Source organism: Geodermatophilus sp. SYSU D00815, assembly GCF_054050035.1.
This window is the reverse complement of sequence record NZ_JBJGYO010000004.1, coordinates 240,533-260,553: the sequence shown is the minus strand read 5'-3', so window position 1 is coordinate 260,553 and position 20,021 is coordinate 240,533. Positions and strand designations below refer to the sequence as shown.

The 20,021-nt window shown below is 75.8% G+C and carries 18 protein-coding genes; 9 read left to right on the top strand and 9 right to left on the bottom strand.

Annotated features, from left to right (window positions below; translation table 11 throughout):
• The 4 genes from crcB to ACI78S_RS07290 are packed head-to-tail and all read right to left on the bottom strand — an operon-like array spanning position 1 to position 4,352.
• Positions 1-366: a fluoride efflux transporter CrcB gene (gene crcB, locus ACI78S_RS07305; RefSeq protein WP_456971675.1), complete on the bottom strand. Its 366-nt coding sequence runs from the start codon at positions 364-366 to the stop codon at positions 1-3.
• A complete protein-coding gene (locus ACI78S_RS07300; RefSeq protein ID WP_456971673.1) occupies positions 363-785 on the bottom strand; it encodes a fluoride efflux transporter FluC in 423 nt (140 codons plus the stop codon). The genes crcB and ACI78S_RS07300 overlap by 4 nt, the downstream gene beginning before the upstream one ends.
• Before the next feature lie 20 nt (positions 786-805).
• Positions 806-2,560, bottom strand: a complete 1,755-nt coding sequence (gene ngg / locus ACI78S_RS07295) for an N-acetylglutaminylglutamine synthetase (protein WP_456971671.1) — start codon at positions 2,558-2,560, stop codon at positions 806-808.
• A gap of 10 nt (positions 2,561-2,570) precedes the next feature.
• Positions 2,571-4,352 (bottom strand): N-acetylglutaminylglutamine amidotransferase, encoded by a 1,782-nt coding sequence (locus tag ACI78S_RS07290; RefSeq protein ID WP_456971669.1) that lies wholly within the window; start codon positions 4,350-4,352, stop codon positions 2,571-2,573.
• A gap of 239 nt (positions 4,353-4,591) precedes the next feature.
• Between ACI78S_RS07290 and ACI78S_RS07285 the strand changes: the two genes are divergently transcribed.
• Both ACI78S_RS07285 and ACI78S_RS07280 read left to right on the top strand, forming a co-directional pair.
• Complete coding sequence (locus ACI78S_RS07285; RefSeq protein WP_456971667.1) at positions 4,592-4,954, top strand: hypothetical protein; 363 nt, start codon at positions 4,592-4,594, stop codon at positions 4,952-4,954.
• Positions 4,947-5,369 carry a hypothetical protein gene (locus ACI78S_RS07280; RefSeq protein WP_456971665.1) on the top strand — a complete coding sequence of 141 codons (423 nt, stop codon included), beginning with the start codon at positions 4,947-4,949 and terminating at the stop codon, positions 5,367-5,369. The genes ACI78S_RS07285 and ACI78S_RS07280 overlap by 8 nt, the downstream gene beginning before the upstream one ends.
• 3 nt (positions 5,370-5,372) lie before the next feature.
• On the opposite strand, the gene ACI78S_RS07275 is transcribed toward ACI78S_RS07280, so the two are convergent.
• Entirely contained in the window at positions 5,373-6,080 is a 708-nt protein-coding gene (locus ACI78S_RS07275) for a hypothetical protein (protein ID WP_456971663.1), read from the bottom strand.
• A gap of 179 nt (positions 6,081-6,259) precedes the next feature.
• Between ACI78S_RS07275 and ACI78S_RS07270 the strand changes: the two genes are divergently transcribed.
• A complete protein-coding gene (locus ACI78S_RS07270; protein ID WP_456971661.1) occupies positions 6,260-8,599 on the top strand; it encodes a SpoIIE family protein phosphatase in 2,340 nt (779 codons plus the stop codon).
• Positions 8,600-8,616: 17 nt separating this feature from the next.
• On the opposite strand, the gene ACI78S_RS07265 is transcribed toward ACI78S_RS07270, so the two are convergent.
• Complete coding sequence (locus ACI78S_RS07265; protein ID WP_456971659.1) at positions 8,617-9,132, bottom strand: flavin reductase family protein; 516 nt, start codon at positions 9,130-9,132, stop codon at positions 8,617-8,619.
• A gap of 20 nt (positions 9,133-9,152) precedes the next feature.
• Positions 9,153-10,088 carry a hydroxymethylglutaryl-CoA lyase gene (locus ACI78S_RS07260; protein ID WP_456971657.1) on the bottom strand — a complete coding sequence of 312 codons (936 nt, stop codon included), beginning with the start codon at positions 10,086-10,088 and terminating at the stop codon, positions 9,153-9,155.
• Positions 10,089-10,217: 129 nt separating this feature from the next.
• Here ACI78S_RS07260 and ACI78S_RS07255 point away from each other — a divergent pair, with 129 nt between their 5' ends.
• The 3 genes from ACI78S_RS07255 to ACI78S_RS07245 all read left to right on the top strand — a co-directional run bounded on the left by ACI78S_RS07255 (position 10,218) and on the right by ACI78S_RS07245 (position 11,791).
• A complete protein-coding gene (locus tag ACI78S_RS07255) occupies positions 10,218-11,108 on the top strand; it encodes a diguanylate cyclase domain-containing protein (RefSeq protein WP_456971655.1) in 891 nt (296 codons plus the stop codon).
• 113 nt (positions 11,109-11,221) lie between these two features.
• Positions 11,222-11,503: a hypothetical protein gene (locus ACI78S_RS07250; RefSeq protein ID WP_456971653.1), complete on the top strand. Its 282-nt coding sequence runs from the start codon at positions 11,222-11,224 to the stop codon at positions 11,501-11,503.
• 3 nt (positions 11,504-11,506) lie between these two features.
• Positions 11,507-11,791 carry an endonuclease domain-containing protein gene (locus tag ACI78S_RS07245; protein WP_456971651.1) on the top strand — a complete coding sequence of 95 codons (285 nt, stop codon included), beginning with the start codon at positions 11,507-11,509 and terminating at the stop codon, positions 11,789-11,791.
• A 36-nt stretch (positions 11,792-11,827) separates the two neighbouring features.
• Here ACI78S_RS07245 and pgm read toward each other — a convergent pair whose 3' ends face one another.
• Entirely contained in the window at positions 11,828-13,462 is a 1,635-nt protein-coding gene (gene pgm / locus ACI78S_RS07240; RefSeq protein WP_456971649.1) for a phosphoglucomutase (alpha-D-glucose-1,6-bisphosphate-dependent), read from the bottom strand.
• An 89-nt stretch (positions 13,463-13,551) separates the two neighbouring features.
• Here pgm and ACI78S_RS07235 point away from each other — a divergent pair, with 89 nt between their 5' ends.
• Positions 13,552-16,812: a DEAD/DEAH box helicase gene (locus tag ACI78S_RS07235; protein ID WP_456971647.1), complete on the top strand. Its 3,261-nt coding sequence runs from the start codon at positions 13,552-13,554 to the stop codon at positions 16,810-16,812.
• Positions 16,813-16,839: 27 nt separating this feature from the next.
• On the opposite strand, the gene ACI78S_RS07230 is transcribed toward ACI78S_RS07235, so the two are convergent.
• Positions 16,840-17,694, bottom strand: a complete 855-nt coding sequence (locus ACI78S_RS07230; protein WP_456971645.1) for an alpha/beta fold hydrolase — start codon at positions 17,692-17,694, stop codon at positions 16,840-16,842.
• A gap of 101 nt (positions 17,695-17,795) precedes the next feature.
• Here ACI78S_RS07230 and ACI78S_RS07225 point away from each other — a divergent pair, with 101 nt between their 5' ends.
• Together ACI78S_RS07225 and ACI78S_RS07220 are read left to right on the top strand one after the other, a co-directional pair.
• The gene (locus ACI78S_RS07225) at positions 17,796-19,538 is read left to right on the top strand and encodes a helicase (protein ID WP_456971643.1); all 1,743 of its coding nucleotides are present in this window, start codon (positions 17,796-17,798) and stop codon (positions 19,536-19,538) included.
• On the top strand, positions 19,531-20,016 hold the full coding sequence (locus ACI78S_RS07220; RefSeq protein WP_456971641.1) for a GNAT family N-acetyltransferase: 486 nt from the start codon (positions 19,531-19,533) through the stop codon (positions 20,014-20,016). The genes ACI78S_RS07225 and ACI78S_RS07220 overlap by 8 nt, the downstream gene beginning before the upstream one ends.
• Positions 20,017-20,021: the final 5 nt, after the last annotated feature.

Sequence of the window (20,021 nt, the reverse complement as noted above, 5' to 3'; positions counted from 1 at the left end):
CTAGAGGACGGCCGCCCCCGCGGCCCAGCCGAGGACCACCGCGCCGAGCCCGGCCAGCAGCGAGACCACCACGTTGGCCAGGCCGCGCACCCACGCTCCCGTCTCCACCAGCCGCACGGTGTCGTGGCTGAAGGTGCTGTACGTCGACAGGGCGCCGCAGAAGCCGGTGCCCAGGCCCAGGGCGAGCGCGGGGGAGACGGCGTCGGCGGCGCCGGCGAGGACGCCGAGCACGAACGAGGCGACGACGTTCACCGCCAGCGTGCCCCACGGGAGGGCGCCGCCGAGCCGGCGCCGCACCCAGCGGTCGGCGAGGTGGCGGGCCGGCGCGCCGACGACGGCGCCCAGGCCCACCCAGAGCCAGCTCACCGGGCGCGCCGGCGCACGGCGGCGCGGACCAGGCCCAGGCCCAGCGCGGCGGCCAGCACCGCGGCGAGCGCCGTCCCCACCAGGTAGCCGGCCGCCGCGACGGGCCGGCCCGCGCGGGCCAGCTCGGGCACCTGGACCATCGCGGTGGAGAAGGTGGTGAAGCCGCCGAGCACGCCCGTGCCGAGGAAGGGACGGGCGAGGCGGTGCGGCCGGGGCAGCGCGGTGAGCACCGCCACGAGGACGCCGAGCAGGAACGAGCCGCCGACGTTGATCCACCACGTGGCCCACGGCCACGCGCCGACGGGGGCGCCGGCCCACCGGTCGAGGGCGTACCGCGCCTCCGCGCCCAGCACGCCGCCCACCGCGACCGCCGCGACGACGGCGCGCTCGCGGCCGCGGCCCGACCGCTCGCCGTCCATCGGCACGGACGATAGACGGCTCAGCGGCGGGTCTCGGGGAACAGCAGGTCGACGAAGCGGACGGCGGTCGGCCGCGGCTCGTGGTTGGCCAGCCCGGGGCGCTCGTTGGCCTCGATGAACACGTGCTCGGGGCCCTCGACGTCGGGGACCATGAAGTCCAGCCCGGTGACCGGGATGCCCAGCGCCCGGCTGGCCCGCACCGACGCCGCGGCGATGTCGGGGTGCAGCCGGTCGGTGACGTCCTCGATGGTCCCGCCGGTGTGCAGGTTCGCCGTCCGGCGCACGCGGATCCGCTCGCCGTTGGGCGGGACGTCGTCCATGCCGTACCCGGCGTCGGCGACGACGTCGGCCGTCGTGCCGTCCATCGGGATCGACGACTCCCCGCCGGTGGCCCGCTCCCGGCGCCGGCTGCGCGCGCGGATGAGCTCGGCCACGGTGGAGCGGCCGTCGCCGATGACCTCGGCGGGCCGGCGGACGGCGGCGGCGACCACCTCGTGGTCGATCACGACGACGCGCAGGTCGTCGCCGGGGACCAGCTCCTCCACCAGCACGTCGGGGCAGTGCAGCGCCGCCAGCGCGACGGCCCGCTCCAGCCCCTCGCGGTCGCGGACGCCGACGGTGATGCCCTTGCCCTGCTCGCCGCGGGCCGGCTTGACCACCACCTCGCCGGTCTCGGCCAGCAGCGCCTCGGCGGCCTCGAGGTCGCCCTCGCGGGCGACGGCGCCGCGGGGGACCCGGACGCCGGCCCGCTCCACGACCCGGCGGGAGACCCGCTTGTCGTCGCAGCGGCTCATGGCCACCGCCGAGGTGAACTCCGACAGGGACTCGCGGGTGAGCACCGCCCGGCCGCCCAGCGACAGCCGCATCTCGCCGAACTCGGCGTCGGTGACCTCGACCCGGATGCCGCGGCGCAGCGCCTCCTCGGCGATGATCCGGGCGTAGGGGTTGAGCTCGTCGAGCTCCGGCGGCCGGGCCGCGAACAGCGGCGAGTTGATCGGGTTCTTCCGCTTCACGCAGACCGCGGGCACCTGGGTGAAGCCGAGCTTGCGGTACAGCGCGATCGCCGGCTCGTTGTCGTACATGACCGACAGGTCGAGGTAGGCGCGGCCGCGCGCGGCGTAGCGCTCGGCGAGCACGCGCACCAGGGCCTCGCCGGCGCCGGGCGGCGCGTCCTGGGCGTCGACGGCCAGGCACCACAGGCTGGTGCCGCCCTCCGGGTCGCCGAAGGCCAGGGCGTGGTCGACGCCGGTCACCGTGCCGACGATCCGCCCCGTGCGCCGGTCCTCGGCCACCAGGTAGGTGAACGCGCGGGTGCGGTGGTTGGCCCACATGGTGTCGGCGTCCCCGGTCACCATGCCGGCGCGCGCGTAGATGTCGTTGATCGCGTCCATCTCCGCGCCGGAGGTCACCGTGCGCACGAAGACGCCGCGGATCAGCTCGCCGCGGGCGCGGTAGCGGGACAGGTCGAGGCGGTAGGTCAGCGAGGGGTCGAGGAACAGCTCGTCGGGCGCCAGCCCGATCAGCACCTGGGGGTCGCGCGGGTAGACGCAGATGTCGCGCCGGCCGCTCTCCTCGGCCCGCAGCGCGTCCAGCACCCGCCGCAGGTCGCCGAACGTGTGGCCGAAGACCAGCCGGCCCCAGCCCATGTCCAGGACGACGTCGGTGCGCATCCCGCGCCGCTGGTGCGCGGAGGGGCGCTTCTCCGACCGGTTGGTGAACGCGGGGACCGGGCCGGGACGTCGTCGCGCGCCGGCCACCCGGGCGGTGCTGGTCACGGTCGTCCTCTCACACCCCGTGGGTCTGCAGCCACAGCTCCAGCAGCCCCAGCTGCCAGAGCTTGTTGCCGCGCAGCGGCGTGAGCTCACCGTTCGGGTCGGCCAGCAACGCGTCGACGTAGCCGTCGCGGAACAGGCCGCGGTCGCGCGCGGCCCCGCTGCCGAGCGCGTCGCGCACCAGCGAGAGGACCTTGCCCTCGAGGTGGGTGATCGCCGGCACCGGGAAGTAGCCCTTGGGCCGGTCGATCACCTCGGCCGGGATGATCCGCCGGCCGATCGCCTTGAGCACGCCCTTGCCCCCGTCGGCGAGCTTGAGCTCCGGCGGGCAGGCGGCGGCCAGCTCGACCAGGTCGTGGTCGAGGAAGGGCACCCGGGCCTCCAGGCCCCAGGCCATGGACATGTTGTCGACCCGCTTCACCGGGTCGTCGACGAGCATGACCTCGCTGTCGAGCCGCAGCGCGGCGTCCACCGCCGTCTCCGCCCCGTCGGCGCCCATGTGCTGCCGCACGAAGGCCATCGAGGGGTCGTCGTCCAGCGCGTACCGGTCGGCGACGAGCCGGCGCATGTCCGCCGCGTCGCGGTCGAAGAAGGCGGCCGCGTACCGGCCCGGCGCCTGCTCGCGCGGGATCCCGGCCAGCGGCGGGTACCAGTGGTAGCCGGCGAACACCTCGTCGGCGCCCTGGCCGGACTGCACCACGCGGATGGACTGGCTCACCCGCTCGCTGAGCAGGTCGAAGGCGACGACGTCGTGGCTGACCATCGGCTCGCTCATCGCGCCGATCGCGTGGTCCAGCGCGCCCGCCAGCTCGTCGGAGGAGACGCGGATGCGGTGGTGGTCGGTGGCGAAGCGCTCGGCGATGACGTCGGAGTAGCGGAACTCGTCGCCCTCGCGGCCGGCCACCGCCTCGAAGCCGATGCTGTACGTGGCCAGGCCGGTCTGCCCCTCCTCGGCGAGCAGGCCGACGATCAGGCTGGAGTCCAGGCCGCCGGAGAGCAGCACGCCGACGGGGATGTCGGCGACCAGGCGGCGGCGGACGGCCACCCGCAGCGCCTCCTCGACGGCGTCCTCCCAGTCGCGCGCCGACCAGCCCGCGTGCTCGGCGCGGCGCTCGTAGCGGGGCTGCCAGTAGCGGTGCTCGCGGCCGGTGCCGTCCGGCTCGACGACGCGGACCGTCGCCGGCGGCAGCTTGCGGACGCCGTTGAGGATGGTCCGCGGCGCCGGGACGACGGCGTGCCAGCTGAGGTAGTGGTGCAGCGCGACCGGGTCGACCGAGGTGTCGACGTCGCCGGCCCGCAGCAGCGCCGGCAGCGACGAGGCGAAGCGCAGCCGGCCCGGCGTCTCGGCGACGTAGAGCGGCTTGATGCCCAGCCGGTCGCGGGCCATCACGACCCGGCCGGTGTCCCGCTCGTGGATCACCACGGCGAACATGCCGTGCAGGTGGTCGACGAAGTCCAGGCCCCAGTGGTGGTAGCCCTTGAGCAGGACCTCGGTGTCGCTGGTGGAGAAGAAGCGGTAGCCGTGGCCCTCGAGCTCGGCGCGCAGCTCCTTGTAGTCGTAGATGCACCCGTTGAAGACGGCGGTCAGGCCGAGCTCGTTGTCGACCATCGGCTGCCCGCCGGCCTTCGACAGGTCGATGACCGACAGCCGGCGGTGGCCGAACGCCACCCGGCCCGCGCTCCACATCCCCTGGCCGTCCGGCCCGCGCGGGACCAGCGCGCAGACCATGCGGTCCACCGCCCCCGTGTCGGCCAGGGAGCCGTCGAAGGTGATCTCGCCGGAGAGGCCGCACATGCATCCTGATCTAACCCCTCCGCAGGCGGGCATGCGCGCCGGGCGGTGAGAAGTCACACGCCCGCAACGGACGACGTTCCACGTGGAACGCCGCGACCGGCCGGGCGTCGTGGCGGGGTCCCGGTCGCCAGCGGAGCCGGCCGGGGTGGCCCGAGCCGCCGGTCACCGGTCGCCTCGGCCCGCCGGCCGGTCGGGGAGGATGGCGGCGTGCCGTCCGCCGTCCCGCCTCCCGTCCACCCGTGACGACGCTCGCCGCCCTCGCCACCGTCGTCGCGGTCCTGCTCGTCGTCCTGGGGCTGGCGTCCACCGCCACGCGGCGCCGGATCGGGGCGCTGCACCTCGCCGCCGCCGGCCTGCTGGAGGCGGTGCTGCTCGCCCAGGTCGTCGTCGCGGTCGCCGGCCTGGTCGGCGGGCACCGCCTCGCGGAGACCGGCACCTTCTTCGGCTACCTCGTGTCGATCCCGCTGATCCCGGTGGCCGGGGTGCTCTGGGCCCGCACCGAGCCGACGCGGTGGGCCGGCACGGTGCTGGCCGTCGCGGCGGCGGTGGTGGGGGTCATGGTGTGGCGGCTGGTCCAGGTGTGGGAGGCGACCGGTGCGTGAGCCCGCCGCGCAGCCCGCCGCCACCGCGGCCGGGCCCGGCCGCGTCCTGGTGGCCCTCTACGGGATCTTCACGCTGGCCGCCGGCGCCCGCGCCGCGGTGCAGCTGTCCACCCGCTTCTCCGAGGCGCCGCTGGCCTACCTGCTCTCGGCGCTGGCCGCGGTCGTCTACCTGATCGCCACGATCGGGCTGGTGCGCGGTGGCCGGGGCGGCCGGCGCACGGCCCTGGTGGCGGTCTCGGTGGAGCTGGTCGGGGTGCTGGTGGTCGGCACGCTGTCGCTGGTCGACCGGGCGGCCTTCCCCGACGAGACGGTGTGGTCGGTGTACGGGCGGGGCTACCTGTTCATCCCGCTGGCGCTGCCCGTGCTGGGCCTGCTGTGGCTGCGGGCCCGCGCCCGGGACGCCGGCGAGCGGTAGCGCTCAGAAGTCGCCGCCGCCGCCGAAGTCACCACCGAAGTCCCCGCCGCCGAAGTCGCCTCCGTAGTCCCCGCCGTAGTCGCCCCCGAAGTCCTGGGCGCCCTCCTCGTACCCGGCGGCGTAGGCCTCCTCGTCGCCGCCGCCGAACAGGCCGCCGTCGCCCAGCCCGGTGTCGAAGAGCGCGTCGGCGACGGCCGTGCCGATCACCAGCCCCCCGATCGTCCCCAGCAGGCTGCCGCCGACGATGCTGCCGAAGCCGGGCCCGCCGTAGCCGCCGCCGGGGCCCCGCCCGTACCCCGGGCCGTATCCCGGGCCGTATCCCGGGCCGTAGCCGCCGAAGGCGCGCTCGAGCGTGCCCGGGTGGCGCATCTCGGCGCGGGTGGCCGCGCGGGCGAGGGACCGCGGGTCCTCCCCCTGGGGCCGTTCCCCGGCCGCCGAGAGCTGCTCGAGCACCTGGCGGCGCTGGTCGGGCGTGAGCTGCGCGAACGCCTCGGCGTGCGCCTGCTCGATCTGGTCCGGGGGCGCGGTCCGGAGCAGGTAGCGGTAGCGCTCGATCGCCTGCTCGTCGGTCGTCCGGCCGCGGCCCGGCGCCCCGGCTCGGGTGTCGTAGGTGTCGTAGGTGTCGTGGGCGTCCCCGTACCCGGTGTAGCCGGCCCCGTGGCCGGCGCGGCCGCGGTCGCGGCGGCCGAACAGGCGGTCGAGCAGTCCCATGGCGGTTCCTCCCCTGGCGGACCCTGTGCCCGTCGGACGAGCGGCGGGGGTGCTGCGTTCCCCGGTCGCGCACCGGGTGCCCGTTCGGCCACGCCGCCACACCTGGCGGGGTGAACCCGCTGGCCACGGCGGGGATCGGGGTCGTGGTCGGCCCGGAACCGCCCGGCTAGATTGGTTGCGTGCCGCCGAACCGCGACCGGGGACCGGGCCCCGCCGTCCCCCCGCAGACCGCCGCGGGCGTGTCCGGCGCGCCCGCCGACGCCGGGGCGGACCTCGACCGCCAGGCCGGCATCGTCACCGCGGCCAGCGCCGTGGTGTCGGAGCACGCGCAGGACTCCGGCGCCCACGCCGCGCTGCCCGGCGTGCTCGCCGACGTCCCGGTCGCCGTGCTGGTCATCGACCAGAAGGCCGGGACGGTCACCTACGCCAACACGGCGGCGGTGGAGCTGGCCGGCAACGTCACGCTGCCGGTCGACATCGACACCTGGGGCGCCTCGGCCGGGCTGACCGACCTCGCCGGCGAGCCGCTGGCCCGCTCCAGCAGCCCGCTGTCCCTGGTGGCGCAGGGCCAGCCGGTCACCGGCGAGGCGGTGCGGCTGCGGCCGGGCACGAGCTCGCAGCCCGACCGCGCCCGCCGCGACGACGGGATCTCCGACCGGCTGCTGTGGGTCACCGGCTTCCCCCTCTCGCACACCGAGAGCTACCAGCAGCTGGCGCTGGTGGTCTTCCTCAAGCTCGACGGCGCCGCCGGCGTCGGGGATCCCGACACCTACCTGCAGGCGCTGCGCGAGCGGGCGGTCATCGCCACCGACATCACCTTCACCATCACCGACCCGCGGCAGCCGGACAACCCGCTGGTGTGGGTCAACCCCTCGTTCACCCGGGTCACCGGCTACGACTACGAGGACGCCGTCGGCCGCAACTGCCGCTTCCTGCAGGGTCCGGCGACCGACCCGGACGCCGTGGCCGAGATCCGAGCCGCGCTCGCCGCGCAGCGCACCGTCACCACGACGCTGCTCAACTACCGCAAGGACGGCACGGCGTTCTGGAACCAGCTGTCGATCAGCCCGGTCTTCGACGGCAACGACGAGCTTGTCAGCTTCGTCGGCGTCCAGACCGACGTCACCGAGCGCGTGCGGGTCGAGAACGAGCGCGAGGCGGCGTTCGCCGCCGAGCAGGCCGCCCGCCAGGAGGCCGAGCTGGCCCGGGCGATCGCGGAGCAGGCGCGGATCGACGCGGAGCGGGCGCAGGAGGGGGCCGAGCGCGCGCAGAACCGGCTGGCCCTGATGTCGGAGGCCACCAGCACCCTGATGGCCACGCTGGACATGCAGTCGCTGCTCGACCGGCTGGCCGGCATCTGCGTCCCCCTGCTCGCCGACTGGGTGTTCGTCACGCTCGTCGACGCCTACGGCGAGGTCGTCGACACCGCCGCCCACCACCGCGACGGCTTCGAGACCGACCTGCGCGCGTTCAGCGCGGCGCACGCCCTGAACCTGCCCGAGAGCTCGCCGAGCCGGCGCAGCATGGCCACCTCGCAGCCCACGCTGATCGACCCGGTCACCGCGGAGGTCAAGGACCGAATCTTCGTGCACCCCACCGCGCGGGCGCTCATCGAGCGGCTCGGCTGCGCCTCGGTGGTCACCGTGCCCATGGTGGCCCGCCGCCGGACGCTCGGTGCGATGGCGCTGGTGATGACGTCGCCGGACCGGCACTTCGCCCCCGAGGACGTCGAGCTGCTGCAGGACCTGGCCCGGCGGGCGGCGCTGGCCATGGACAACGTGCGGCTGTACCAGCAGGAGCACACCGTCGCCGACACCCTCCAGCGCTCGCTGCTGCCGGTGCTGCCCGAGATCCCCGGCATCCGCGCCGCGGCGCACTACGTCAGCGCCTCCACGGCGGCCGACGTCGGCGGCGACTTCTACGACCTGCTGCAGCTGCCCGACGGCTCGATCGGCATGGTCGTCGGCGACGTCGTCGGGCACGACGTCGCCGCGGCCGCGGCGATGGGTCACCTGCGGGGGCTCATCCGGGCCTGCGTGTGGGACGCCGAGGACGACGACCCCGCGCCGGTGCTCAGCCGGGTCGACCGGCTGGTGCAGGGCCTGCACGTGGCGCCGATGGCGACGATGGTCTACGTCCGCGCCGTGCGGCCGGAGCGCGAGGGCGGGCCGTGGCGGGTGCGGGTCGGCAACGCCGGCCACCCCCCGCTGCTGCTGCGGTCCCCCGACGGCGCGGTGCGGGTGCTCGACGGCGCCACCGGGCTGCTGGTCGGCGTGGACTCGGCCACCCGCCGGGAGACCGTCGACGTCGAGGTGCCCGCGGGCTCGACCCTCGTGGCCTACACCGACGGGCTCATCGAGCGCCCCGGCGAGGACCTCGACGCCGGCATCGCCGAGCTGTGCGTGCGCCTGGCCGCGGCCCCGGCCGACGCCGACCCCCGCGCGCTGTGCGACGCCGCCGTCGCCGGCCACCTGGACCGCCGGGACGACGTCGCGCTCATCGCCGTCCGCCTCGGGTGAGCCGCGTCGGCCCCGGGTCAGCCGTCGGTGCGGGAGACGTCGAGCAGGCCGTAGGAACCGCGGTGGAACAGCAGCGGCCGGCGCGCCGGGTCGGCTCCGAGGTCGAGCACGCGCGCGGCGACGAGGGTGTGGTCGCCGCCGTCGTACTCGGCCCACAGCTCGCAGTCGATCCAGGCGACGACGTCCTGCAGCACCGGTGAGCCGCGGCGGCTGCGCGACCACGGCACGCCGGCGAACTTGTCGGCGCCGGAGCGGGCGAAGGCCTGCGAGAGCCGGGTCTGGTCCTCGGCGAGGACGTTGACGCAGAACCGGCCGATCTCGCGCAGCCGCGGCCAGGTGGTGGAGGTGCGGGCGGGGGCGAAGACGACCAGCGGCGGGTCGAGCGACAGCGAGCTGAACGACTGGCACGTGAAACCGATCGGGCCGGCCGCGGTGTCGGCGGTCACGACGGTGACGCCGGAGGCGAAGTGGCCGAGGACGTCGCGCATCACGCGCGGGTCGACCGGCCCCGGGTCCTGCGGCGCGGCGCTCACGTGCACCAGCCAACCACCGGTCAGCGCGGTGCCGCGCCGCGGGGGACGGAACGACCGCCGGCCCGGTACAGCGAGCTGGGCAGGGCGTGGCCGACCGCCTGCTCGGTCACCGCGGCGGCGCCGAGCACCGCGTCGAGGTCCAACCCGGTGCGCACGCCCGACTCCTCGAGCATGTAGACCAGCTCCTCGGTGGCGATGTTGCCGCTGGCGCCGGGGGCGAACGGGCAGCCGCCGAGGCCGCCGACGGAGGAGTCCAGCTGGGTGACGCCGGCCTGGACGGCGGCCAGCGCGTTGGCCTGCCCGGTGCCGCGGGTGTCGTGGAAGTGCACGCCCACCGGGACGCCGGGGCACGCGCGGCGGACGGCGTCGAGCAGCTGGACGACCCGCAGCGGCGTGGTCGTGCCGATCGTGTCGCCGAGGCAGAGCTGGTCGGCGCCGGCCGTGACCGCGGCCCGGGCGACGTCGACGGTGCGCGCGACGGGCGTGCGGCCGTCGAAGGGGCAGTCCCAGGCCGTGGCGATGATGACCTCCAGCGAGCCGCCGGCGCCGTGCGCGAGCCCGGCGATCTCGCCGACCGCGCCGACGGCCTCGGCGGTGCCGCGCCCGGCGTTGGCGCGGCTGTGCCCGTCGGAGGCGCTCACCACGTACTCGAGGTTCGCCACCCCGGCGTCGACCGCCCGGACGGCGCCGCGGGCGTTGGCGACCAGGGCCGACCAGTGCACGCCACCCCACCGCGACAGCTCCGCGGCCACCTGGTCGGCGTCGGCCAGCGCCGGCACGGCCCGCGGGGAGACGAACGAGGTCGCCTCGATCCGGCGGACACCGGTGGCGACCAGCGCCTCGAGCATGTCGAGCTTGGCCGCCAGCGGGACCGGCGCCTCGAGCTGCAGCCCGTCGCGCATGCCCACCTCGCGGATGTCGACCTCGGCGGGCAGCACCAGGTCGAAGTCGTTCACGGCGGCCTCCTGCGCGGGTCTCAGGCGTCTCCTCCGCATCCTGCACCCCATGCACGGCATGCGGATCGCGGGTATTGGGGAACACTGGTTTTCCACAGGTGCCGTGCGACGGCCGAGGAGGTGGACGACGTGACGGAGCTGGTGGACGCCCCACCGCCGGCGGACCGGCGCAGCGTCTTCGCCAACGCGCCGATGGGTGTGGCCCTCTGCACCACCGACGGCGTCGTCACCGACGCCAACCCCGTGCTGGGCCAGCTGCTCGGCCGGACCCCCGACGACCTGGTCGGCCGGTCGCTGTTCGACCTCACCCACCCCGACGACGTGGAGGGCGCCCGGGAGGCCTGCGCGGTGCTGGGGCGGCACCCGGGCCGGCCCATGCGGCACGAGTGCCGGTTCCTGCGGGCCGACGGCTCGGCCGTGCCGGTGCAGGTGGCGACGTCCTGGGTCGCGGCGACGCCCGACGGCGGACCGGCGCACCTGGTGATGATCGTCGAGGACATCACCGACCGGAAGGCGCTGGAGGCGGCGCTGGTGCACCGGTCGCTGCACGACCCGCTGACCGGCCTGCCCAACCGGATCCTCTTCCACGACCGGCTGCGGCACGCCCTCGAGCGCGGCCACCGGGAGCGGACGCCGACCTGCGTGCTGATCATCGACCTCGACGGCTTCAAGGCGATCAACGACGAGCACGGCCACCCGATGGGCGACGCCGTCCTCGTGTCCTTCGCCGGCCGGCTGACGTCGGTGCTGCGGGCCAGCGACACCGCGGCCCGGCTCGGCGGCGACGAGTTCGCCATCGTCTGCGAGAACACCGAGCGGCCCGAGGCCGAGGTGCTCGCCGAGCGGGTGCGCACGACCGTGACCGACCCGCTGGTCATCGGCGACCTCAGCATGACCATCGGCATGAGCATCGGGATCGGCTCGGCCCCGGGCGGCGCCGACCCCGACGAGGTCTACGAGCGGGTCGTCCGCGAGGCCGACGACGCGATGTACGCCGACAAGTCCGACCGCCGCCGCTGATCTCCACCCAGATGGCCATCCCGGTGGCCCGTGAGCCCGCCACCACGACGGCCATCCCGGTGGACCTGTGGACGACCACCTGACGACGGCGCGGGATCGGGGAGCCTGCCTCCGTGCCGCTCGACCACGCGCTGACCGGTGTCTTCGTCGGTAGCCATGCCATCGCCGCGGGGTTGATCACCCGCGAGCGCCTCCGGACCTCCGGCTTCCGGCGGGTGGTGCACGGCGTCCACGCCGACCCCTCGCTGCCGTTCGACCACGAGCTGCGGTCCCGGGGCGTGGCGCTGGGCGAGCTGCGGGCGCTCCCGATCGGAGCGGGCCGTCGGTGGGGCGTGCGCCGGGTGCGCCGCGCGGTCGAGCTGGTCGCCCCCCGCGCGGAGTCCCCGCCCGAGTGACGCGTGCGGGTGGCGCTGACCCTGGCCGGGCTCGCGCCGACACCGCAGTACGAGGTGGTGGTCGGCGGCCGGTTCCTCGCGCGGGTGGACCTCGCCTGGCCGGAGGCGAAGGTCGCGCTGGAGCACGAAGGCGCGCACCACTTCGACGGCGTCCGGATCGTCCGCGACGACGCTCCGGTCGCGGCCGGCTGGACGGTGATCAGGGTGAGCGCCGCGGACCTCCGCGACCTCGACGTCGTCGTGGCGCGGGTGCGCGACGCGCTGACCGCCCGCCCCTCACCACCATGATGGCCATGTCGGTGGGTCAACGGCAATGTCGGTGGGTCAGCCGCCGAGGGCCGCCGTGACCACCGCCCGCGCCTCCTCCTGCACCTGCGCGAGGTGCTCGGGTCCGCGGAAGGACTCGGCGTAGACCTTGTAGACGTCCTCGGTGCCGGAGGGCCGGGCGGCGAACCAGGCGTTCTCGGTGACCACCTTCAGCCCGCCGATCGGGGCGTCGTTGCCGGGAGCCCGGGTCAGCTTGGCCGTGATCGGCTCCCCGGCGAGCTCGGTGGCGGTGACGTCCTCGGGGGAGAGCTTGCCCAGCGCCGCCTTCTGCTCCCGGGTGGCCGGGGCGTCGACGCGGGCGTAGGCCGACTCGCCGTACCGCTCGGTCAGCTCGGCGTGCAGCTGCGAGGGCGACCGGCCGGTGACCGCCTGGATCTCGCCGGCCAGCAGCGCCAGCAGGATGCCGTCCTTGTCCGTCGTCCAGACGCTGCCGTCGCGGCGCAGGAACGACGCCCCGGCGGACTCCTCGCCGCCGAAGCCGACCGACCCGTCGAGCAGGCCCGGGACGAACCACTTGAAGCCGACCGGCACCTCGACCAGCCGGCGGCCGAGGCCGGCGACCACCCGGTCGATCAGCGAGCTGGAGACCAGCGTCTTCCCGACCGCCGTGCCCGCGCCCCATCCGGGCCGGTGCGCGAAGAGGTACGCGATGGCGACCGCGAGGTAGTGGTTGGGGTTCATCAACCCGGCGTCCGGCGTGACGATGCCGTGCCGGTCGGCGTCGGCGTCGTTGCCGGTGGCGATCGCGTAGTCGGCGCGCTTGCCGATCAGCGAGGCCATCGCCGACGGCGACGAGCAGTCCATGCGGATCTTCCCGTCCCAGTCGAGGGTCATGAACCGCCACGTCGGGTCGACCAGGGGGTTGACCACGGTGAGGTCGAGCCGGTGCCGCTCGGCGATCGCGCCCCAGTAGTCGACGCTGGCGCCGCCGAGCGGGTCGGCGCCGATGCGCACGCCGGCCTCCCGGACGGCGTCGAGGTCGAGGACCTGCGGCAGGTCGTCGACGTAGTCGCCGAGGAAGTCGTGCGCGCCGGCCGCCGCCCGGGCGCGGGCGAACGGGATCCGCCGCACCTCCTTGAGGCCGCCGCGGAGGATCTCGTTCGCGCGGTCGGCGATGGCCTTCGTGGCGTCGGTGTCGGCGGGGCCGCCGGACGGCGGGTTGTACTTGAAGCCGCCGTCGCGCGGCGGGTTGTGCGACGGGGTGACGACGACGCCGTCGGCCAGGCCGCTCGTGCGGCCGCGGTTGGCGCGCAGGATGGCGTGGCTGACCGCCGGCGTGGGCGTGTACCGGTCGGCGGCGTCGACGAGCACCGTCACGTCGTTGGCGGCCAGCACCTCGAGGGCGCTGGTCCAGGCCGGCTCCGACAGCCCGTGGGTGTCACGGCCGAGGAACAGCGGGCCGTCGTAGCCCTGCGCCGCCCGGTACTCGCAGATGGCCTGCGTGGTGGCGAGGATGTGCGCCTCGTTGAACGCGGCGTCGAAGCTGGACCCGCGGTGCCCGCTGGTGCCGAACGCGACCTGCTGCCCCGGGTCGGCGGGGTCCGGCTCGAGCGCGTAGTAGGCGGTGACCAGCGCGGCGACGTCGACCAGGTCGCTGGGCTGGGCGGGCTGTCCGGCGCGGCTGTCGGTCATGCGCCGATCTTCGCGCCCGGACCCGGGTCGCGGCGAGCCGGGCCGTCGCGCCCGACCGGGCCGTCGGTGCTCCGCCGTAGCCTGTCCGGGTGCTCGGTGGCTGGCGGGATCTGGTCACCGACCCGGCGCTGGCCGACGCGGTGGGCCCCGAGGTGCTCGACCGCGCCCGTCCGTACGTCGCGCGCAGCGTGCTCGGCCTGCGCGTCGCCGACGACGTCCGCCGGGTCTCCGCGCTGGTGCAGGGGAACCAGCCGGTGCCGTACCGGACCACGGTCGTCCGGGCCGAGGGCAGCCGCACCGGCTGGGTCGGGGCGTGCACCTGCCCGGTGGGCGAGGACTGCAAGCACGCGGTCGCGGTCCTGCTGGTGCTGCGCGGCCACCTGGGCGGCTCGCCCGACGGCGGGAACGGCCGGCGCTCCGCCGGCTGGGAGGAGGAGCTCGCGGACCTGCTGGCCGCCGCCGACCCGCCGGGCGGGGGATCGGTGCCCCTGGGGCTGCAGTTCGAGCTGGTCGCCCCGGAGCCCGGCCGGGGGCGGGCCTCCGTCGGCGCCCGGGGGGCGCGGCAGCGGCTGGTCCGGCTGCGCCCGGTCACCCCGGGCAAGCGGGGCTCGTGGGTGCGCACCGGGGTGTCGTGGCGGCAGCTGCAGTACGACAGCGTGCGCGCCGGCTGGGACCCCGCCCACCTGGCGGCGCTGCGCGCGCTGCACGCCACCCACCAGGCCGCGCGCAACCAGTACTACTCCTACGCCCCGGTCGACGTGTACCTGCACGAGTTCGGCCCCGGGCTGTGGCGGCTGCTGGCCGAGGCGGTCGCCGACGGCGTCGAGCTGGTGACCGCCGACCGCCCGGCCCGGCCGGTGGTGCTCTCCGCGGAGCCCGCCACCGTCGCCGTCGACCTCCGGGACGGCGGCGACCGCACCGACGTGGCCGCCGTCCTGCAGCTCGCCGGCCGGCCGGTCGACCCCGCCGCTCTCTCGTTCCTCGGGGTGCCTCCGCACGGGGTCACCGTGGACGGGCGGCCGGACGACGGCCCCGGGCTGGTGCTGGCCCGGCTCGACCGCCCCGCGCCGCCCGCGCTGGCCGGCCTGGTGGCCCGCGGCGGGTCGATCGGCGTCCCGGCCGGCGACCGGGACCGGTTCCTGCGGGACTGGTACCCGGGGCTGCGCCGGGCGGTGCCGGTGATCTCCGCCGACGGCTCCGTCGAGCTGCCCGACACCCCGCGGCCGCGGTTGGCCGTCACCGCCCGCTACCCCGGGGACGGCAGCGTCTGCGTGAGCTGGTCGGTGGCCTACGGCGAGCGGGCGTTCGCCCTGGACGAGCCCGTGGCGCCCGGGTCCGGCCGCGACCCCGCCGGCGAGCGGGCGCTCGTCGACGCGCTGCCCGCCCCGGCGCGGGCGCTGCCGGAGCTGTGGACGCCGGAGCGCCGGCTGGCCGAGCGGGCCGAGCTGGGCGGCGTGGAGGCGCTGGAGTTCACCACCGAGGTGCTGCCCGCGCTGCGCGCCGACCCCGACGTCGACGTGGCGGTCGAGGGCACCCCGCCGCGCTACCGGCAGAGCACCGCCGCGCCGCAGATCAGCTTCACCGCCCGCGACACCGGCGAGTCCGACTGGTTCGACCTCGGTGTCACGGTGACCGTCGACGGGCAGACCGTCCCGTTCGCCACGCTGTTCCAGGCCCTGGTCGCCGGCCGGACCCGGCTGGCGCTGATCTCGGGCACGTGGTTCTCGCTGCAGCGGCCGGAGTTCGAGCAGCTGCGCCTGCTCATCGAGGAGGCCCGGGAGCTGCGCGACGTGCCCGGCGACGGCGTGCAGGTGAGCCGGTACGCGGTCGGGCTGTGGGAGCAGCTGCTCGGGCTCGGCGTCGTCGAGGAGCAGAGCGAGCGCTGGACCCGCGAGGTGCGCGGGCTGCTGGAGCTGGGGACCGCCGAGCCGCCGCCGGTGCCCGCCGGGCTGGCCGCCCACCTGCGGCCCTACCAGCGCGAGGGCTTCGGCTGGCTGTCCTTCCTGTGGGACCACCGGCTGGGCGGGGTGCTCGCCGACGACATGGGGCTGGGCAAGACGCTGCAGACGCTGGCCCTGCTGGTGCGGGCGCACGAGGCCGGCGAGCTCGACGGCGCCCCGGCGCTGGTCGTCGCGCCGACCAGCGTGGTGCACACCTGGGTGCGGGAGGCGGCGCGCTTCGCGCCCGGGCTGCGGGTGGTCGCGGTGACCGAGACCGAGCGCAAGCGGGGCACCGCCCTGCGCCGCGAGGTGGCCGGGGCGCACCTCGTCGTCACCTCGTACGCGCTGTTCCGGATCGACGAGGAGGCGTGGGCCGGGCTGCCCTGGTCCGCGCTGGTGCTCGACGAGGCGCAGTTCGTGAAGAACTCCCGGGCCCGCACCTACCGCAGCGCGCGCCTGCTGCCGGCCCCGGTCAAGCTCGCGCTCACCGGTACGCCGCTGGAGAACAGCGTGATGGACCTGTGGTCGCTGATGTCGATCGTCGCGCCGGGGCTCTTTCCCGACCCGCAGCGGTTCAGCGACACCTACCGGATCCCGGTGGAGCGCGACGGCGACGCCGACCGCCTGGCCCAGCTGCGCCGGCGGATCCGGCCGCTGGTGCTGCGGCGCACCAAGGAGATGGTCGCCGCCGACCTGCCGGCCAAGACCGAGCAGGTGCTGGAGGTGGAGCTGTCCCCTCGGCACGAGAAGCTGTACCAGACGCACCTGCAGCGGGAGCGGACCAAGGTGCTCGGCCTGGTCGAGGACATGCGGAAGAACCGGATGACGATCTTCCGGTCGCTGACCCTGCTGCGGCAGCTGAGCCTCGACCCGGCGCTGGTCGACCCCGAGTACGCCGGTGTGCGGTCCAGCAAGGCCGAGGCCTTCCTCGAGCACCTGCGCGAGGTGGTCGCCGAGGGGCACCGGGTGCTGGTCTTCAGCTCGTTCACCCGCTTCCTGCGGACGATCCGCGACCGGCTGACCGCCGAGGGGATCGGCTGGGTCTACCTGGACGGGCACACCCGCGACCGGGACGCCCGGATCGAGGAGTGGCGCACCGGCACCGCGCCGGCGTTCCTGATCAGCCTCAAGGCGGGCGGCTTCGGCCTGACGCTCACCGAGGCCGACTACGTCTTCGTGCTCGACCCGTGGTGGAACCCGGCCAGCGAGGCGCAGGCGGTCGACCGGGCGCACCGGATCGGGCAGGACAAGCCGGTGGTCGTCTACCGGCTGGTCGCCGTCGGCACCATCGAGGAGAAGGTGATGGAGCTCAAGGCGCGCAAGCAGGCGTTGTTCTCCCGCGTCGTCGGTGACGGGGCGCTGGCCTCGGGCGCGCTCACCGCCGACGACGTCCGCGGGCTGTTCGGGTAGAGCGCTGCTCCACGTGGAACAACCGGATCAGCCGCGCTCGACGCGGTCCAGGAAGCGGCGCAGGGTCTCCAGGAAGATCTCCGGCTGCTCGGAGTGCACCCAGTGGCCGGCGTTCTTGACCCGCACCAGCCGGGTCGCCGGGAACAGCTCGTCCATCCGTCCGCGGTCGCGCTCGAGCACGTAGTGGGAGTTCGCCCCGGCGATCCAGAGCACCGGCCCGTCGTAGCGGGCGCCCGGCGGTGGGTCGGGGAAGCCGCGCAGCCGCTCGAGGTCGCGCTCGAGCAGGTCCAGGTTCAGCCGCCAGCGCCAGCCGCCGTCGGCGCCGATGCCCTCCCGCACCAGGCTCTGCAGCAGGAAGCTGCGCACCATCCGGCTGGGGACGACGTCCTGCAGCGCCCGGTCGGCCTCCTCCCGCCGCTGCAGCGAGCCGAGGTCGAGCGCCTTCATCGCGGCGATGTAGGCGGCGAACGGCGAGGCCTCCTCGTCCGGGTCGTCGGTGCGCCCGCCGGAGACCGGGTACTCGACCGGCGCGACGTCGACGACGACCAGCGCGCGCAGCAGCTCCGGGCGGCGCAGCGCGAGCGTCATCGCCACCTTGCCGCCCATGGAGTGCCCGACCAGCGTCACCGGTTCGCCGTAGGACTCCAGCTCGGCCGCCACCAGGCCGGCCATGTCCACGTAGTCGACGGTGTCGGTCCAGGGGGAGTGGCCGTGGTTGGGCAGGTCGAGCAGCGTCACGCGGTGCCGGTCGGCGAGCCCCTTGGCGATCGTCGTCCAGTTCCGGCCCTGGCCGAACAGGCCGTGCACGAAGACCACCCGCGGTCCGCCCTCGCCGACCGTGCGCGCGGCGAGCCGTTCGTCCTGGCCCAGGTCCTCCGTCACGCAGTGATTCCACCAGACACCGCGACACCCGCCCGAGATGCGCCGGAGCGTCGGTGGCGGCCCGCACACTGCGGTCTCGCCCACGAGAGGACCGCTCCCCCATGCCCGGACGGCGCCGCCGCACCAGCAGCTCGACCAGCCGCCGTTCGGCGTCGTCCACCGGCTCCCGGACGACGGCGGCGCGCAGGCCGACGCCGGCGAAGCGGGCCGCGAAGCCGGCCGTCGCGCTGCCCACCGCCGGGCCGGGGGAGCGGGTGTGGGTGCTCGCGGTGCCGTTCCGCGCACCCGCCCCCGGCGCCCAGTGGCACCCGGGGCTGCAGGCGCACGTCTGGGTCGGGGCGGCCCTGCCGCCCGAGCTGGCGCCCTACGACCCGCCGCCGTACACCTTCGAGCGCTTCCTCGAGGACGAGCTCAACGCCACCCGGCGCCCGCTGCCGGCGCCCCGCCCGCTGACCCCCCGCGAGGAGCAGTGGGCCGGCGCCGACGCGGTCGTCGCGCACGCCGAGGCCGGCGGGCGGGTCTTCCTGCTGGGTGACGACCCGGGGGTGGGCAAGACCGGGACGGCGGTCCTCGCCGCGCGGGAGATCGCCGAGCGGCGGGGCGGCGACCGCGTCCTGGTGGTCGCCGACCGGCCGGCCGCGATCACCATCCCGCACTGGACCCGCTCGATCGCCGGCTTCGGCGACGGCGGCCTGCGCTGGTGCGTCACCACGTGGGACCGGCTGGCCAAGGTCGGCGAGCTGGCCTTCGACGTCGTCGTCGCCGACGAGGCGCACATGGTCCGGCACACCACCACCCAGCGCTGGAAGCACTGGAAGGCCGTCTCCGGGGGCGGCCGGGTCAAGGGCGCGCCGTTCGTCCTCGCCGCCACCGCCACGCCGGCGCACACGCCGCTGGAGCTGCCCTACCTGGCGCCGGAGTTCGCCCGCTGCCAGGGTGAGCCGCTCAGGGCCTGGTCCGACCTGCCGGCCCGGCTGGCGGCCCTGGGCTTCGCGGTCGAGAAGGGCCGCTACGGCTGGGAGTGGACCGAGGACCCCGAGGCCCGCCGGCGCGACCTCGCCCGGCTGCAGGGCTGGCTCGCCGACGCCGACCCGCCGGCCACCCTGCACCGCCCGGCGCCGTGGGGCCCGGTGTCGGTCAGCGGCACCCCGGTGGCGCTCACCCCGGCCGAGCGGGCGTCGTACGAGTCGGAGTGGCAGGAGTTCCGCGCCGAGATGCAGCTGGCCCGCCGGAGCCGGCAGACCGCCCGCGGCCGCGCCGCGCTGCTGCGGTTCCGGCAGAAGGCCGGGCTGATCCGCGTGCAGGCCACCGTCGACTGGGTCAAGGCGCAGGTGGAGGCGGAGCGGCAGGTCGCGGTGTCGGTGGAGTTCGTCGAGACCGCCGCCGACCCGATCCGCGAGGCGCTGCTCGACGCCGGCATCGGCGTGGCCGCCGTCTACGGGCGCGACCGGTTCGACGTCGAGGGCGAGCGGCTGCGCTTCCAGAGCGGCAAGGCGCCGGTCTGCGTGTTCACCGTGACCGCCTCGATCAGCCTGCACGCCGGCGAGCTGCTGCCCGACGGCACCACCGCCTCGGAGGTCCCGCGGGTCGGGCTGTTCCACCAGCCGCGCTTCTCCGGCATCCAGGCCCGCCAGGTCACCGGGCGCACCCACCGCGACGGCAGGAGCTCGCCGTGGCGGGTCGCCTACGCCGAGGACACCGTCGAGGAGCAGGTGGCCCGGGTGATGGTGGAGCGGCTCGTGGTCAGCGGCTCGACGGCCGGCGCCGACACCTCCTCGCTGCAGGAGATCGCCGAGCTGCTCGACGCCGGCTGGCTGCCGCCCGCCGCGCTCACCGATGCCTGACCCGGCCGACGAGCCGGTCCTGCGCCCGCTCGACCCCGGCGTCGACGAGGCCCTGGCGCGGGAGCTGCTGGCCGTGCAGCACGCGGCCTACGCCGTCGAGGCCGAGCTGATCGGCGACGACCGCATCCCGCCGCTGGCCGAGGGCGTCGACGAGCTGCGCGGCAGCGGGCTCACCTGGGTCGGCGCCTTCCTCGGGGACCGGCTCGCCGGCGCCGTGGGCTGGACGGCGGACCCGGAGGTCCTCGACGTGGCACGCCTGGTCGTGGTCCCGGCCGCGCACCGGCGCGGGGTCGGCTCGGCGCTCGTCCGCGCCGCGCTGGCCGCGGCCGGTTCCCGGCCGACCGTCGTCTCCACCGGCCGCGACAACCGGCCGGCCCGCGCCCTGTACGAGCGGCTGGGCTTCGCCGTGACCGGCGAGCGCGAGGTGCTGCCCGGCCTGTGGACCACGCAGTACCGGCACGCGCCCGCCGGCCGCTGAGCCGG

What these genes read in the sequence shown, in the direction of transcription:
- ACI78S_RS07290 (WP_456971669.1), bottom strand. Translation starts at nt 4,352, where the DNA reads ATGTGCGGCCTCTCCGGCGAGATCACCTTCGACGGCTCCCTGGCCGAC.
- ACI78S_RS07275 (WP_456971663.1), bottom strand. Translation starts at nt 6,080, where the DNA reads ATGGGACTGCTCGACCGCCTGTTCGGCCGCCGCGACCGCGGCCGCGCC.
- pgm (WP_456971649.1), bottom strand. Translation starts at nt 13,462, where the DNA reads ATGACCGACAGCCGCGCCGGACAGCCCGCCCAGCCCAGCGACCTGGTC.
- ACI78S_RS07220 (WP_456971641.1), top strand. Translation starts at nt 19,531, where the DNA reads ATGCCTGACCCGGCCGACGAGCCGGTCCTGCGCCCGCTCGACCCCGGC.
- ACI78S_RS07225 (WP_456971643.1), top strand. Translation starts at nt 17,796, where the DNA reads ATGCCCGGACGGCGCCGCCGCACCAGCAGCTCGACCAGCCGCCGTTCG.
- ACI78S_RS07300 (WP_456971673.1), bottom strand. Translation starts at nt 785, where the DNA reads ATGGACGGCGAGCGGTCGGGCCGCGGCCGCGAGCGCGCCGTCGTCGCG.